The 14,125-nt window shown below is 58.0% G+C and carries 15 protein-coding genes and 2 tRNA genes; 6 read left to right on the forward strand and 11 right to left on the reverse strand.

Annotated features, from left to right (window positions below; all coding sequences use genetic code 11):
* Positions 1-218: 218 nt before the first annotated feature.
* Entirely contained in the window at positions 219-725 is a 507-nt protein-coding gene (locus NSJP_RS01760) for a DUF4136 domain-containing protein (RefSeq protein WP_080885227.1), read from the forward strand.
* Between the two features lie 124 nt (positions 726-849).
* Here NSJP_RS01760 and NSJP_RS01765 read toward each other — a convergent pair whose 3' ends face one another.
* Together NSJP_RS01765 and NSJP_RS01770 are read right to left on the reverse strand one after the other, a co-directional pair.
* Positions 850-1,368, reverse strand: a complete 519-nt coding sequence (locus tag NSJP_RS01765; protein WP_080885229.1) for a hypothetical protein — start codon at positions 1,366-1,368, stop codon at positions 850-852.
* A 221-nt stretch (positions 1,369-1,589) separates the two neighbouring features.
* On the reverse strand, positions 1,590-1,994 hold the full coding sequence (locus NSJP_RS01770; RefSeq protein WP_080885231.1) for a response regulator: 405 nt from the start codon (positions 1,992-1,994) through the stop codon (positions 1,590-1,592).
* Between the two features lie 185 nt (positions 1,995-2,179).
* Between NSJP_RS01770 and NSJP_RS01775 the strand changes: the two genes are divergently transcribed.
* A complete protein-coding gene (locus NSJP_RS01775; RefSeq protein ID WP_080885232.1) occupies positions 2,180-2,791 on the forward strand; it encodes an MEDS domain-containing protein in 612 nt (203 codons plus the stop codon).
* A gap of 288 nt (positions 2,792-3,079) precedes the next feature.
* Here NSJP_RS01775 and NSJP_RS01780 read toward each other — a convergent pair.
* Positions 3,080-3,155 (reverse strand) — tRNA-Lys (locus NSJP_RS01780).
* 709 nt (positions 3,156-3,864) lie between these two features.
* On the opposite strand from NSJP_RS01780, the gene NSJP_RS01785 reads away from it, so the two are divergent.
* Positions 3,865-4,164, forward strand: coding sequence for a hypothetical protein (locus NSJP_RS01785; protein ID WP_080885233.1), 300 nt, complete (start codon positions 3,865-3,867; stop codon positions 4,162-4,164).
* Between the two features lie 536 nt (positions 4,165-4,700).
* Here NSJP_RS01785 and NSJP_RS01790 read toward each other — a convergent pair.
* Positions 4,701-5,180: a Fur family transcriptional regulator gene (locus NSJP_RS01790; protein WP_080885234.1), complete on the reverse strand. Its 480-nt coding sequence runs from the start codon at positions 5,178-5,180 to the stop codon at positions 4,701-4,703.
* Between the two features lie 339 nt (positions 5,181-5,519).
* Positions 5,520-6,830 (reverse strand): adenylosuccinate synthase, encoded by a 1,311-nt coding sequence (locus NSJP_RS01795; RefSeq protein WP_080885235.1) that lies wholly within the window; start codon positions 6,828-6,830, stop codon positions 5,520-5,522.
* A 252-nt stretch (positions 6,831-7,082) separates the two neighbouring features.
* Between NSJP_RS01795 and NSJP_RS01800 the strand changes: the two genes are divergently transcribed.
* Together NSJP_RS01800 and NSJP_RS01805 are read left to right on the forward strand one after the other, a co-directional pair.
* A tRNA-Ala gene (locus NSJP_RS01800) sits at positions 7,083-7,158 on the forward strand.
* A 403-nt stretch (positions 7,159-7,561) separates the two neighbouring features.
* Positions 7,562-9,430, forward strand: a complete 1,869-nt coding sequence (locus tag NSJP_RS01805; RefSeq protein ID WP_080885236.1) for an ABC-F family ATP-binding cassette domain-containing protein — start codon at positions 7,562-7,564, stop codon at positions 9,428-9,430.
* A gap of 94 nt (positions 9,431-9,524) precedes the next feature.
* Here NSJP_RS01805 and NSJP_RS01810 read toward each other — a convergent pair whose 3' ends face one another.
* Positions 9,525-9,914, reverse strand: a complete 390-nt coding sequence (locus NSJP_RS01810) for a PilZ domain-containing protein (protein WP_080885237.1) — start codon at positions 9,912-9,914, stop codon at positions 9,525-9,527.
* A gap of 54 nt (positions 9,915-9,968) precedes the next feature.
* Positions 9,969-11,264: a replication-associated recombination protein A gene (locus NSJP_RS01815; protein ID WP_155969781.1), complete on the reverse strand. Its 1,296-nt coding sequence runs from the start codon at positions 11,262-11,264 to the stop codon at positions 9,969-9,971.
* 110 nt (positions 11,265-11,374) lie between these two features.
* Here NSJP_RS01815 and NSJP_RS01820 point away from each other — a divergent pair, with 110 nt between their 5' ends.
* On the forward strand, positions 11,375-12,175 hold the full coding sequence (locus NSJP_RS01820) for an alpha/beta fold hydrolase (protein ID WP_080885238.1): 801 nt from the start codon (positions 11,375-11,377) through the stop codon (positions 12,173-12,175).
* Here the strand turns inward: NSJP_RS01820 and folE are convergent.
* The 4 genes from folE to NSJP_RS01840 all read right to left on the reverse strand — a co-directional run bounded on the left by folE (position 12,172) and on the right by NSJP_RS01840 (position 14,115).
* A complete protein-coding gene (gene folE / locus NSJP_RS01825; protein WP_080885239.1) occupies positions 12,172-12,813 on the reverse strand; it encodes a GTP cyclohydrolase I FolE in 642 nt (213 codons plus the stop codon). The two genes, NSJP_RS01820 and folE, sit on opposite strands and share 4 nt — an antisense overlap.
* 27 nt (positions 12,814-12,840) lie before the next feature.
* Positions 12,841-13,251, reverse strand: coding sequence for a 6-carboxytetrahydropterin synthase (locus NSJP_RS01830; protein ID WP_197685464.1), 411 nt, complete (start codon positions 13,249-13,251; stop codon positions 12,841-12,843).
* Positions 13,252-13,378: 127 nt separating this feature from the next.
* Positions 13,379-13,699, reverse strand: a complete 321-nt coding sequence (erpA, locus tag NSJP_RS01835) for an iron-sulfur cluster insertion protein ErpA (protein WP_080885240.1) — start codon at positions 13,697-13,699, stop codon at positions 13,379-13,381.
* Positions 13,700-13,767: 68 nt separating this feature from the next.
* Positions 13,768-14,115: a 2Fe-2S iron-sulfur cluster-binding protein gene (locus tag NSJP_RS01840; RefSeq protein ID WP_080885241.1), complete on the reverse strand. Its 348-nt coding sequence runs from the start codon at positions 14,113-14,115 to the stop codon at positions 13,768-13,770.
* Positions 14,116-14,125 lie beyond the last annotated feature (10 nt).

Consider the following 14,125-nt stretch of genomic DNA (forward strand, 5'->3'; position numbering starts at 1 on the left):
GAAGGTCAGCGCCCTATATACAATTGTGGGCGGGTTCGTATGTAGGACAGCGTGTCGATAGCGTGTAGGATTTCGTGCCGACGGCGTGTAGGAGGATATGGCTGTCCGTATGGATCCTCCGCCCCGGATGAGCACTCACACGGCTGGCGTCCATAACTGACTTGGTATATGTTCTGGGCCTGTCGCTTCCGAACAAGACTCATGTGGGGAGACGTACGATGAACATCCGATTCCTGATTCTGTGGCTGGCGCTAGGGCTGCTCACTGCCGGAGGCTGCTCGAAGGTGAAGGCGTGGTACGAGGATACGAGGTACGAGGTGCATGCGCGCACGAATTTCGAGCCGTCCGCCGACTTCTCTTCGTTTCATACATTTGCCCATTCGGGCATGACCGACAGGGGGCGAAAGATCGCGGCCACTGACAACAATTCTCCCTTGAGGGCGAGGGTCAAAGAGATCGTCAACAAGCAGCTCGTCGCCAAGGAACTTCGGCAAGTCGGCTTGGAGGACCATCCGGACCTGCTTGTACACTTGTTATTCGGCATGATGGATGCCGATAAGTATCAGGAAGCCACTTTGGTGGTGAATCTGACTGAATCGTCGAAAAAGAAGCTGGTGTGGCAGGCCGTGATCAACGAAACCGTGGGAGACAGCTTGGAGAAGAACTTTGAAATGATCGACAAGGGAGTCGCCAAGGCATTCAAAGACTATCCCCCGGCCAATTGATGGGATAGGACCGACCTACTCTCGATGGCTTCCCCGGTAGATTCGTCGCGGTTTTCCCTCAAGTCCAGCGAGTTCCGGCACGCCAGTCATGGCGTGCCGGAACCACTGTCAATTCAAGGAATACTCAACGGCTTTCCTTATGCTTACCCTCATGCAAATCGATGACCGTCCCCGCCTCGTTCAGTTCAACCGTCACCTCAGTCCCCTCAGCCAACGCCTTGGTCTTGGTCTCTTGCAACAACAGCGGAAAGGTTTTCTCTCCTTCCGCCGTCTGCAGCTTGATTTCCTTTTTCATGAGCCCAACATGGATGAGCTTTCCGGTGACGTGCTTGTGCTTTCCCTTTTCCCCCACCAGATGCACGTCAATCAGCGCGTTGTTTTCATTGACGGTGAACTCAACCTTGTCCCCCACCTTAAACTCGCGACCTTGGCGATGCGCTTCATTTTCGCTTAAGGAATAGGTCGATCCCGTCTCATCCTTAATGGCGAGATTACCCGCCTTCTCAACCACTTCCCCTTTGTAGTGCCGATGTGCCCCCGTGCCCTTCCCATCGGCAAAGGACACCCCCGCCGTTCCAAGTGCCACGGCCCCGCAGACCACCACTACCATTGCGAATGCTGAAATGCCCTTCACATGCTCCATGTTAAGCCTCCTGAATTGAAATGAGTAAGACCACCATCGCCATGGTAAATGATATTGACGATGAGAGTCTCCATTGTTTTTTGGGCTAGAACTGATGAACAACTGCTCGGGAGGAATATACCGCTGACGGTATAGGCATTGTATTCGCCTTCCGTCATCTGTGTCGTCCCGATGTTATAGCTGAAGCACGGCGGTGCCGGTGTTTTCCTTGGCCCGGGTGTCTAATGGAACGCCGTCGACCGCCGGTTCACTGATTCGAAGATTTCATCTCGTAGTTGGTCCACAGCCATGTCTTTCGAGATGACGGTGGTGGCTCCGGCCGCCCGCATGGTCTGACGCGTCTCTTCAGTCGCATACACGGAAATCCCAATCACGACAACGTGAGGAAAGGCCTGTTTAATTCTCGCCGTGGCATTGATCCCATCCAACCGTGGCATGCTGATGTCCATCACCACGACGGAAGGCCTGACCTGGTGAACCCGAAGGACCGCTTCTTCACCGTCACAGGCTTCGCCAACCACCGTCATGCCTGGATAGGCCGCCAGAATATTCCGTAATGATTCCCGAATCGCCTTGATATCATCGACGATCAGGACGCGAATGGTGTCTTCCTTCACCGTATCCATGCGCTTGCTCCTGTGACTTGTAGAATGATGATAAGAGTTTCGGCACCACCGTATTATCCCTAGGTAGTGTCATCGGGCCCACTGGGAGTACTCCCAGTGGGCAGTCATATGGCCGCAAATGCCTCAATTGCATTCCTCGCCAATTGTCTGCTAGCTTTTAGGGCCATGTGTACGTAGAGGGTCTCATGCAGGCATCGGGAATTCGTGGCGTAGGTGACATTCCCTGGGGTGCCCACCTCTGTGCGTTCTATCGCGATCGTCTCGAGCTCCAACATCTGTGCGCCTCCTTTCTGGCAGCAGGGCTGGAACAAGGGCAATACTGCCTCTGGATTACCGGGCCTCCCGTCGAGGAGCAACAAGCCGTGAAGGCGCTGACGGAAGCCATGCCCACCGCGCAACAGTATCTGGATCGCAAACAAATTGAGATCGTGCCCTATACGGAATGGTATGTGCGTGACGGTCGGTTTGATCGGCACGCCGTCATTCGCCGGTGGGAGGAAAAAGCGATCGTAGCGGCGCAGGAGGGCTATGAGGGCATCCGCATTACCGGTAACCCAGCATGGCTGCATACGGAAGCCCAGTGGTTGGAATTCGGCGTGTATGAGCGGGAAGTGGATCTCGCGTTGCGCCGCCAACGCATTATTGCCCTCTGTACCTACCCCAAGCAGCAGTGCGATTTAGATCAAATGGGTCGCGTCATGCGAAATCATAGCCATGCGATCTATCGGCAGTCGCTCTCCCAGTTCGAGTGGCATAGCGTCACGGTCGGTGATGAACTCTGCCAAGAGAATCCGTAATCGTTAAAATAGTTCCTACTGCTGTTGTCTGCACAGGCGTTCCCGCCTCCGCGAGCGATCGTTGGAAGAGCTTGCACATCAGGCAAGCCTCGGACACTTTGAATCTTTCACGGATTCGGTACTGGGGTCATCCCAATCGGCGCTACCAATCATCATTTAAATGCTTGCCTGGAATCGAAAGCTGCGGGAATCCGTGGTCCTGCTCGATCAGGCTTCCCTTTGTCCTATGGATTGTCCGATGCGAAGAAAAACAATGATCGTGGGGACGCTGCAACCCTTTGATGTTAGTGGTGAGCCGCCTGGGACTCGAACCCAGGGCCCTCGCCTTAAAAGGGCGATGCTCTACCGTCTGAGCTAGCGGCTCACGCGTGCGAGAATGCGAGGGATTCAGCGGAGCTGGAGACAGTACCGGTTTCAGCGTAGCGTGTCAATTGGTCCATTGTGTCAGAAAGTGTGCCCATTTCTCTCGAAAAGTCTGTTTCCCTCCGTCACCGCTCGGCCGTGGCCTTCGGTCGTCGAGCCTCGGCCAGTAAGCGTTCCAACCGGGTCAACTCGACGGCTCCCCTTCCTCTCTTCGATTGCAGCCGGAAGGCTCGCCCACCGACCATGCGGCCGTTGATCTTGACCATTCGGCCGTGGTCGTTCGCACATGCCGGATGAGCTCGGCCCCTGACGTGTCGCGCTTCTTTTCTGCGTCCAATTTCGCTTTGAGCGGTGCCGGAAGCTGAATGCTGAGACGCTGCATTTTCCTGTGTACCTCTAGGTATTTGGATATCTAGATACCCAAAACACCTAGACGGTATCAAGTGGGGTTGGTTGATGGGTAACAAGGTATCTGGTAGAGTCCGCGCCGCGATGCCTCGCCCCAAGTCTTCGAAAACCCGAAAACAATGCGGACTTCGGCTCGATCCTTATCCAATGCGTGAAGTGAGCACTTGACGGTCGATCAGCAAAGATTTCTCAATGAGCTCGTCGAGGAAGCTCTTCGGGATCTACCGAAGAAGTACAGGGACAAGGCGAAAGGGAAGGCTGACTGTACGGTCAGCACGTTCATCTAGAATAAAGGAGAGACCATGCAGCTGGTGATCATCGTCCTGAGCCTACTCTTTGCTGCCTGCTCGACCCTCGGCAATCCCGTCCTAGACAAGAAGCCGACAGATTGGCCGCCGCCGACAATGACCAAAGCACAATTGATTCAGGAACTCGGTCCCCCGAAATCGACATCCACACGCACGATTGGCGGCAAGCAGATTGAAGTCCTGTTGTGGGCGTATACGAAGTCCGTGATGTTCACCTCGAGAAGCAAGATCCTGTCTGTTGAGTTTGAGGGAGAGACGATGGTCGATAAAGTGTGGTCACAAACAGAGAAGTGAAGATATGAGAACGCTCGCCGCCTGTATCGCCCTTCTCCTCGGATGCGGGGTAAACTCCTCCCTAGCGAAATGAAAAAGCAGTGGCTGTTGCCAAAGGTGAAGTAAGCAACCAGTCGTAAGATGCGACTGGCGATGGAGGTGCTGAAAGAAGTATGGCGCACGGAGACGGAGGCTGAGGTTATCTCGGAGGTGCGGGCTGATACCTAAAGAAGGGGAGCACGGTACGCTATGGCTATCGTGCGGGTGATCGTTTGGTACTGACGGATGTCCCTGCATCGAAGCTGTGCGCTCGCTCAATATCCGCCGGTTGCATCTTGGACTTCAACGTATCCAAACCTGACTTGTGTTCCAGGCTTCCAGATATAGCGTAGGCCTTGGAATACCAAGCATAGGCCTGGACATAGTCACACATCGCTCCGCTTAATTATCGATTCAGACAGGCAGGCATGTGAGTATTGGTCGCAATGTTTGCAGATCATCTCTCCATCCTTTGTGATCCAGGAAGCCGAGACGGGAAGAGCCGGAGGGATCAGCGCCTACTGTTCCGTCGGGTGACGACGATCCCAACAGTCGGCGCAGAGTCCATACAACTCTAACCGCTGGCGGCCCAGGAAGAACCCATTGCGTTGAGCGACGGCACGTGCGTGTTTGGCAATGTCTGGGTTATGAAATTCCCAAATGCCTCTGCAGTCTGTGCAGAGAAGGTGATCATGCTGCCCCGTCAACGTCACATGGTCATAGTGCATCTGCGTGCCAAAGCGATGGGCTTGCGCGATGCCTGCACGACAAAAGAGATTCATGTTCTTGTAGATGGTCGCGAGCCCAAAGCGCCGCTGCTGTCTCAGGAAGTGGTGAAACAGCGTCCGGGCTGTCACATGGTCATGTTTCGCAAAGGCCGCTAGGATGGTCTCGCGCACCTGGCTTCGCTTGAGCCGGTGCTGGCGCTCGTAAGCGCTGAGGAGCCGGCGAGCTTCCTCGAGTCGATTGACAGAGCGGAGCTTAGGGCTTCGTGGCATGAGCGGTCGTGCTAACCGGTTGAGCGTTGGGACGAGCGGATTCTCGGGGTCTACAGATATGACGAGTGGCAACGTCTCAACATCACCTGGTGGCTGAAAACAAACCGGTTGAGTCGATGGCACTCATCAGTCTGGCGGGCTAAAGGGGTTGGTTCCATCGCGGCCGAGGGTACCCTTCTGAAGATTTGTTCATTCAGGAAGCCGAGAGGGTCAGCGGGCTTGGGCAGATATAAAGTGCTAGGCGGAGAGGCTCACCAGTGGCCCTCCGCCTGCCACAAGAAGGGCATGCCTAGCCGGAAGATGTGGCGGAGGCTACTGTGTCGAACCGGAGCAGTCGGCTCACCGTTTGCGGCGGGAGGACGCTTTCAGCGGATTCTTCAAGATGATCGTGGCATCCCGCTTGGAGCCGGTCGAAACCATGTCGATCGGGCATTCGGCCTGTTCCGCAATGTACTCGAGATACCGCTTGGCCTCGACAGGCAGTCGGCCGTATGTCGTCAATCCCGTCGTCGAGGCTGACCACCCTTTGAACCGTTTGTAGACAGGCTCGGACTCCTGCAGCGCTTGGAGGTCCGCGGGCATGTCCTTGGAGAGGGCTCCCTGATACCGGTAGGCGGTGCAGACCTTCAGTTCCTTACAGCCGTCCAGCACATCCAGCTTGGTCAGAGCCAAGGACGAGAGTCCGTTGACTTTGGTGGCGTGCCGCATGACCACTGTGTCAAACCATCCGCAGCGCCGGGGACGGCCGGTCGTGGAACCGTATTCCTTCCCCCGTTCCTGTAATCCCCTTCCGACTTCATCGGACAACTCGGTAGGGAATGGGCCGCTTCCCACACGAGTCGTATAGGCCTTGGCCACGCCGAGGACGGCGTCGATCTTCGTCGGCCCCACTCCGCTGCCGGTCGCGGCGCCACCCGCCGTCGCGCTCGATGAGGTCACATATGGATACGTGCCGAGGTCCACGTCCAAGTGAGTCCCTTGAGCGCCCTCGAACAAGATGGTCTTTCGATTGTCGATCATCTTATTGACCCGCGTGACCGCATCGGCGATGTGACTCTTCAGCCGTTCCGCATAGCTCATATACTGTTGAAATACTTTTTCGACTTCGAAGCGCTCGACCTTATAGAGCTGTTCCAGGAACCAGTTGATCTCGATCAGATTCTCTTCGAGCTTGGTGCGAAACGTCTTGGGATTGAGCAGATCCCCCACGCGGATCCCGATCCGAGACATCTTGTCTGCATAAGACGGACCGATGCCGCGGCCGGTCGTGCCGATCCTGCGGGACCCCTTGGACTGCTCCGAAGCCTTGTCGATGGCCTTGTGGTATGGAAGGATGAGATGGGCGCGCTGGCTGATGATGAAATTCTTGCCGATGTGGACCCCTTGCCCCCCCAAATGATCCATCTCCTCGATCAGGGCCGCCGGGTCCACCACGACACCGTTTCCGATCACGCACAAGGTTCCCCGATAGAGGATGCCCGAGGGAATGAGATGAAAAATGAACGTGCCGTTCTGGTTGATGACGGTGTGGCCGGCATTGGATCCGCCCTGGTAACGAACGACCACATCGGCATCACGTGCCAGGATGTCGACGATCTTTCCCTTACCTTCATCTCCCCACTGTGCGCCGATGACGACGAGATTGCTCATTGGTTTCCTGCGTTGAGTACGTATCTTCCGGTTTCGGCGTCCGCGCCGCCCGGGCCTTAACTGTGCTCGCTCCGATCTTTTGCTGCAACTGATCCGGCAGCCCGAGCGATCAGAACCGGGGCATGGTATGGACCCCTCTAATGTTTGTCAAGAAGCGCGGGGGATTTGTTGACTGACCGCCTCCTGCGGTGTTAGCATGTGCTTTCGTCTGAACACCGCATTTCGATTGAACATTGTTGCAATCCGACGTGTGGGGCTGTAGCGCAGCTGGGAGCGCGCGTGAATGGCATTCACGAGGTCGCGGGTTCAATCCCCGCCAGCTCCACCAAATCAAGTCGTCGTCCGTAGAATGGAACCCGCGACCGGGGGTTCCGAAGGGGGTGCGCCCCCTTCGTGGGGAGCAGGCGAGGGGGATGGCCCCCTCAGCAAGAGTCGGTGAGAGATGTTTCAGACTCGAACCGACGAGGGAGCGTGGTTCAATCCCCGCCAGCTCCACCAAACCTTGCTTGCGCGTGCCGTCGGCTGTTCACCGGTTTATCGGAATCCACGCCGACGGATAACCACCTCAAGTGATTCAGTGAATTTTCGGTTCAGCCGGCAGCGGATAAACACCTTTAGTCATCTTAGACAGGACATGAAGCCTCTCTTCCCATTCATGCGCCTCCCGCCCGCGCTTCGCTAGGCCGATCTTTACCTGACATACTTGTTCACCTTCTCTATCGAGCATCAATATGCTGCAAATCGAGTCTGTCCATAAGCAATTCTCCACCAAGGTGCTGTTCAACGACGCGTCCGCTCATCTGCGGCCTCACAGCCGTGTCGGGCTCGTCGGTCCGAACGGGACCGGAAAAACCACGCTGTTCAAGATGATTCTCGGAGAGGAGTCTCCGGACGAGGGCGCGATTCGGAAGCGGCCCCGCCTGCAGATCGGCTATCTTCCCCAGGAACTCGAAACGATCTCGGGAAAGACCGCCCTGGACGCCGCCCATCGGGATCAGTATCCCGAGCATGAGGCCAAACGCATTCTTTCCGGTCTCGGGTTCAGCGAAGCCGACTTCGCGCGACCGGTGGAAAACCTCTCGGGTGGATACCGAATGCGCGTGGCGTTGGCGCACCTGCTGCTGTCCAACCCGGACGTGCTCATGCTGGACGAGCCCACCAACCACCTGGACAAGCCGACGCAACGATGGTTCGAAGACTTCCTCCTGAACTCGAAGCTGACGCTGCTCGTGATCAGCCACGACACGGCCTTTCTCGATCGCACCGTGACGCACATTTGGGAGTTGCGCGACCGGAGCATCCAGGAATTCCGCGGCAACTATACGAAGTTCCGGGAACTGCGCGCCGAACGCGACGCGCAGCTACACGCGGCCGCCAACCGCCAGGCCAAGGAAGTGGCACGGGTCCAGCAATTCGTGGATCGGTTCCGCTATCAGGCCAACAAGGCCCGTCAGGTCCAGTCACGCATCAAACAATTGGAAAAGGTCAAGTTAATCGAGCTCCAGCGGGACACCAAACGCGTGAAGTTCAGGTTTCCACTGCCCTCGACCAGCGGCCGCCACGTGCTGGACTTGGCCGGTGTTTCCAAACGCTACGGCGAGAAGATCGTCTATGGCTCCCTGGATTTTTCGGTCGAGCGGGGGCAGCGGATCGCACTGGTCGGCGAAAACGGCGCGGGCAAGAGCACGCTCCTGAAGATGCTGGCCGGTGTGCTGCCCCCCGATAAAGGCACGCGCACGGTCGGCCACGGCGTCAGCCTCCACTATTTCGCCCAACATCAGGCCGAAACGCTCAATCCCGAACATACAATCCTAGAGTCCCTTGGCGAAGTCTCGAGTACCGCGGAAACCAATTTTCTGCGTGGACTGGCCGGCGCCTTCCTATTCTCCGGTCCCGACCAGAAAAAACCGGTCAAGGCGCTGAGCGGAGGCGAGCGCAACAGGGTGGCGCTGGCCCGGATGCTGGTCGAGCCGGCCAATACGCTCTTGTTGGACGAGCCGACGAACCACCTGGATCCGGCGTCCGTCGACGTGCTCACCGACGCATTGACCGAATTTCCGGGGACGATCATCTTCATCTCCCACGATCCCACGTTCCTGACCCGCATCTCGACGCGCATCGTCGAGATCGAGGAGGGAAAGGCGCGGAACTTCTTCGGCGATTATGAATATTATTTATGGAAGAAGGCGCAGGAGCTGGAATCGATCAAAGAGAACAGCGAGGAGCTGGAGGACGCAAAATCCGGTCAGAAAGGAGCCAAGGCCGGTCAGCCGGGAACGCCCGCCCCGACCAAGGCCATGACGTCCCAGTCACAGCCGAAATCCTCGGCGGGAGACCGGAGAGACCTGAACAAGACGCAGGCCCGCCTGGAGAAACAAGTCGCGCGCGCCGAGTCCGATATCGCGGACCAGGAAGGGCGCATCAAGGAGCGCGATCAGGTGCTCGCGGATCCCACCCTTTATCAGGATCTTCCCAAGTGGAACGGCCTGCATCAAGAGCAGGAATCCTGGAAGAAGGAATTGGAACGGCTCACCGCCCGATGGGAGTCGCTGTCTGCAGAACTCACCGACGTGAAACAAAAACTCGAAGCCCTGACCTGACGGCCGGAACCGGATCCGATTCCGCCGGCGAACTCTTATCGGACGCTGTTGGTGATCATTCAGAAACGCCAGGAAGGGAAACGGATCTCACGGGTTAGGGCGAGGACTTGATCGTTTCTTCCAAATAATAGTACAGCCAGCGGTTCTTCTCTTTCGTCACGACCTCATCCCAGACGACCCCGATCAAGTACCCCTTTTCCCAGGGTTTGACCCAAGCAACCGCGCCGTTCAGCTTTTCCTGCTGCTCCATGCGGTCGGAATCGAGGAATGCCAGCGATACCGTGACACGCTCCCCCATGCCGAGCGTTTCCTTGGCATGGAGACCGGCCCCGACCTTGTTGACGTTGTCCAGGACGGCCGTGATGGCCTTGGACCCGCTCTTGGGAGATACCAGAGCAGATCCGACCAGCGTCGCGCGAACGAGCTTACGCCGCTCGCTCGCCGTGGTTGCGGCCGGAGCCGATTTGGATTCCGACTTTTTCATGGACTACGTATAAGTATAACCGATAGGAATTCTTTGTCCATCGAGAATATGGCCCTACCGATCCTTGGGGCGGAAGTATCGACGACCCCGAAGCGGCTCGGGCAGATGCGTTTGGCTTTCCGCCGCTTTGGGATCGTCGTGGACGTACCGATAGCCTTTTCCGTACCCCTGATCCCGCATCAGCGAGGTCACCGCATTACGCAGATGAAGCGGAACACCAAGATTTCCGAAGGATTTGGCATCGTTCATCGCTTCGAGCAGGCCGACGTAGGAGGCATTATCCTTGGTCCTGGTGGCCAGATACGTCGTTCCCTGCGCCAGGTTGATCTGCGCTTCCGGTAATCCGACGAACTGGACCGCCTGGGCCACCGCCGTAGCCACCAACAAACCGGTCGGATCCGCATTTCCCACGTCCTCGGACGCGAAAATGACGAGCCGCCTGGCGATGAATTTGGGATCTTCTCCCGCCTCCAGCATCCGCGCCAGCCAATAGAGCGCCCCGTCTGGATCGGAGTCTCTCAGACTCTTGATGTAGGCGGAGATGAGGTTATAGTGCTCCTCGCCTGCCTTGTCGTACCGGAGCGTCTTCGTAAGCAGCGCCGCTTCCATTGCCGGATCGTCGACCCGTCTGACATCGGTCTCGTTCGAGGAGACCTGTCCCGCGACGAATTCCAGTGCGGTCAGCAGCGAACGGGCATCGCCGTTCGCATAGTTCAGGAGCCGCCGTTTCGCTTCGTCGGTCAGTTCCAGGCGAGTCGCCCCCAATCCCGCTTCGACATCGTGGAGCGCACGGTTCAAGATCCGTTCGAGCGCCTCTTCCGTCAGCGGTTGCAGGGTGACGACCAGCGACCTGGATAGGAGCGGCGCGATGACTTCGAAGGACGGATTTTCCGTCGTCGCGCCAACCAAAATGATCGTCCCGCGTTCGACGTGCGGAAGAAACGCGTCCTGCTGCGCCTTGTTGAAACGATGGATTTCGTCGACGAAGAGCACCGTCCGCCGGCCGCTCGTCGCCAACCGATGTTCCGCCGTCTTGATGATCTCGCGTAGTTCGGGAATGCCGCCGGTGACCGCCGAGAAGGACACGAACTGCGCCTTCGTATGCCGCGCAATCAGGGAGGCGAGCGTCGTCTTGCCGCATCCCGGGGGCCCCCAGAAAATCAGCGACGCCAGACGGTCCGATTCAATGGCCTTGCGCAACGGCCGATCAGGCCCGACGACGGCCTCCTGTCCCGCCAGATCCTCGAAGGAGCGCGGACGGAGGCGTTCGGCGAGCGGAGATGTTCCGGCACTCTTCTCCGGACTGGGTTCCGCAAAGAGATCCAATCGATCGTGTGTGTCGCGCGGCATGGAGAATTCTATACGGCTTTTTCAAACGACTGCAAATCGTGACCGGCAGAGGGCAGCGCTTGACGGCATCGAGCCGATGTTGCTAGGACACAGGCTTTCGGGAGGCAATCATGATTCATCAGGCCAACGGCATACGATTGGGCTATACCGACCGTGGAGCGGGCCTTCCCCTCGTGTTCCTGCACGCCTTCCCCCTCAATCGGACGATGTGGACCGACCAGGAAGCATTGTCGTCCCGGTTCCGGATCATCACCGTCGACCTTCGAGGCCACGGAGAATCCGATGCGCCGGCCTGGCGCTACAGCCTGGAACAGTATGCGGCCGACGTGCGCCAACTGCTGGGTCTACTCGGTGTATCGCGGGCAGTGTTCGTCGGTCTGTCGATGGGCGGCTATCTGGAATTCGCCCTCTACCGGAATTGTCCGGATCTGATACGGGGTTTGGTCTTCGCCGATACGAGAGCGGAAGCGGACGGGCCGGAGCAAGTCAAATGGCGGTTTGACCTGGCGCAGCGGACCGCGGCCGTCGGTCCCTCCGCGGTCATCGACGATATGCTGCCGAAATTACTATCCCCTGGGGCCTATCAGCGGCGGCCGGATCTTGTGGAGCGCGTCAAATCCATTCAGGCAGCGGCACCGGTGCATGGCATCGTCGGCGATCTCATGGCGATGGCCGAGAGGCCTGATTCAACGGCCCTGCTCGGATCCATTGCCGTCCCGACGTTGGTGATCGTCGGCCAGGAGGACGTACTGACTCCGCCCGCCGACGCCGAGCGGATCGCGCACGGGATTCCTGGAGCCCGCCTGGTCACGATTCCCGATGCCGGGCACTTAAGCAACATGGAACAGCCGGATCAGTTCAACCGGGCGCTGGCGGAATTCGCGGCCGGACTCCCCGCCGCAAGCCGCTAGCCCAGGTCTCCCACTCCATTCCGGCTGATCAGCTTAAGAAATTCCGCGCGGGTTTGTTGCTGAGTCCTGAACGCCCCCAGCATGGAGCTGGTGACGGCGATGGTGTTCTGCTTTTCGACGCCCCGCATCATCATGCAGAGATGCTGGGCCTCCATGACGACGCCGACCCCATGCGCGTTCAGCTTCTGTTTCAACGTTTCGGCGATTTGCGTCGTCAGCCGCTCCTGCACTTGTAGCCGCCGGCTGAATGCGTCCACGACGCGGGGGATCTTGCTGAGACCCACGACTTTCTTGTTCGGCAAATAGCCCACGTGGCATTTTCCAAAGAACGGCAACATGTGATGCTCGCACATGCTGAAGAAGTCGATGTCCTTGACGATGACCATCTCGTCGTATTCGATCGGGAATAGCGCGCCGTTGAGAAGGTGGTCGATGTTCTGATGATAGCCCCTGGTCATGAACTGCAGCGCCTTGGCGACCCGCTCCGGGGTCTTGAGCAAGCCGTTGCGGCTCGGCGTTTCTCCCAGCGCTTTGAGCAACTGCGCGACCAGGGATTGAATATGCCCCTCATCCGCCGGACGCTTGACCGGCGGCAGATCCTCGATGCGTTGCAAGGTACGACGGCGTAATTTTGCCATGGAGATTCCTATCCTTCGCGAACTCGTTCAGCGTGGCCCGGTCGGAGCCGCATACTCGAAATAGTTGTCCCGGGTTTCGATCACGCCCACCTTTTCCAGTATTCCGGCCGGCAGTTTGGGCGCCAGCAGGTTCCAGATGAGCTTGACCAGGTTCTCACCGGTCGTGGTGAGCGCGGCGAATTCCGAATCCTGATTGAGATCCTGATGGTCGAATCGTTCGACGATCGTCTCCTCCACGATCCGGTCCAGGCGCTCGAGCGCGACGGCGCCTTCGTTCGCCCCGCTTCGGACCGTGACCAGCACGACGTAATTGTGGCCATGGCCGTTGGGATTATTGCACTTCCCGAACGCCGTCCGGTTTTCTTCGGGCGTCAGATGGTCCGTGTGCAGCCGGTGGGCGGCGCAGAACCGATACCGCCTGGTCATGGTGAACTGCATGCGCGTCCGTGGGTCAGGATTTCACGTGGGAAAAACGAAAAGCCAGGATCGCCCGTTCAACCGAGCGGCCCTGGCTTTCTCTGTCGCTCCCTATCGTCGGCGCTCGTACGGCAAGCCCGTAAGCCGTTTATGCGCTGAATGAGCTGCCGCACCCGCAGGTCGTCTTGGCTTGCGGATTCTTGATGGAGAACCCGGAACCTTGCACGCTGTCGACGTAATCCACTTCCGCGCCCTGGAGGAGCGGTGCGCTCTGGGAATCCATGATGACCTTGACGTCGCCTTTTTCGATGACGGTATCGTCCTCGGCCATCTTGGACTCGAACGCCATGCCGTACTGGTAGCCGTGACAGCCGCCGCCGCGGACGTAAATCCGCAATCCGACTATGTCTTTTTCTTCCTTCATCAACTCTTGAATCTTCTGTTCCGCCACCGCTGTGATCGTCACCATCGTGGGCCTCCTTGCTCGTCAGCCAGACCTTCCGGGCCTGCCTGGATTCGCTTTAGTGTAACACCTCTCTACCGAATATCAACACCCCGCGCTTCAGATTGTCCCGTGGACGGCGCCGCCCACTTTGATTCCGGCACTCTCACCACGACGTCACCCAGAATCTTGGCCTGGCATCCGAGGCGGTGCCAAGGCTCGCTGAGCGCTTCACGATCCAACAAATCTTGCTCCTCGAAATCAATCTCCGACAGATGCTCTCCCCCGCTCTGCACCTCAACGCGGCAGGTCGTGCACGAGGCGTTGCCGCCGCAGTCGTGGTTCAACGGGAATCCCAATTCCTTCGCGGCGTCGAGCAGGGTGGTATTCCGCGGCACCGAGCCGCTCCTGCCTTTCGGATGAAGAAACGTCACGTGAGGCATTCATCCCTCG

This window comes from Nitrospira japonica (assembly GCF_900169565.1).
GTDB lineage: Bacteria > Nitrospirota > Nitrospiria > Nitrospirales > Nitrospiraceae > Nitrospira_C > Nitrospira_C japonica_A.

What these genes read in the sequence shown, in the direction of transcription:
- NSJP_RS01760 (WP_080885227.1), top strand. Translation starts at nt 219, where the DNA reads ATGAACATCCGATTCCTGATTCTGTGGCTGGCGCTAGGGCTGCTCACT.
- NSJP_RS01765 (WP_080885229.1), bottom strand. Translation starts at nt 1,368, where the DNA reads ATGGAGCATGTGAAGGGCATTTCAGCATTCGCAATGGTAGTGGTGGTC.
- NSJP_RS01770 (WP_080885231.1), bottom strand. Translation starts at nt 1,994, where the DNA reads ATGGATACGGTGAAGGAAGACACCATTCGCGTCCTGATCGTCGATGAT.
- NSJP_RS01775 (WP_080885232.1), top strand. Translation starts at nt 2,180, where the DNA reads ATGCAGGCATCGGGAATTCGTGGCGTAGGTGACATTCCCTGGGGTGCC.
- NSJP_RS01785 (WP_080885233.1), top strand. Translation starts at nt 3,865, where the DNA reads ATGCAGCTGGTGATCATCGTCCTGAGCCTACTCTTTGCTGCCTGCTCG.
- NSJP_RS01790 (WP_080885234.1), bottom strand. Translation starts at nt 5,180, where the DNA reads ATGCCACGAAGCCCTAAGCTCCGCTCTGTCAATCGACTCGAGGAAGCT.
- NSJP_RS01795 (WP_080885235.1), bottom strand. Translation starts at nt 6,830, where the DNA reads ATGAGCAATCTCGTCGTCATCGGCGCACAGTGGGGAGATGAAGGTAAG.
- NSJP_RS01805 (WP_080885236.1), top strand. Translation starts at nt 7,562, where the DNA reads ATGCTGCAAATCGAGTCTGTCCATAAGCAATTCTCCACCAAGGTGCTG.
- NSJP_RS01810 (WP_080885237.1), bottom strand. Translation starts at nt 9,914, where the DNA reads ATGAAAAAGTCGGAATCCAAATCGGCTCCGGCCGCAACCACGGCGAGC.
- NSJP_RS01815 (WP_155969781.1), bottom strand. Translation starts at nt 11,264, where the DNA reads ATGCCGCGCGACACACACGATCGATTGGATCTCTTTGCGGAACCCAGT.
- NSJP_RS01820 (WP_080885238.1), top strand. Translation starts at nt 11,375, where the DNA reads ATGATTCATCAGGCCAACGGCATACGATTGGGCTATACCGACCGTGGA.
- folE (WP_080885239.1), bottom strand. Translation starts at nt 12,813, where the DNA reads ATGGCAAAATTACGCCGTCGTACCTTGCAACGCATCGAGGATCTGCCG.
- NSJP_RS01830 (WP_197685464.1), bottom strand. Translation starts at nt 13,251, where the DNA reads ATGCAGTTCACCATGACCAGGCGGTATCGGTTCTGCGCCGCCCACCGG.
- erpA (WP_080885240.1), bottom strand. Translation starts at nt 13,699, where the DNA reads ATGGTGACGATCACAGCGGTGGCGGAACAGAAGATTCAAGAGTTGATG.
- NSJP_RS01840 (WP_080885241.1), bottom strand. Translation starts at nt 14,115, where the DNA reads ATGCCTCACGTGACGTTTCTTCATCCGAAAGGCAGGAGCGGCTCGGTG.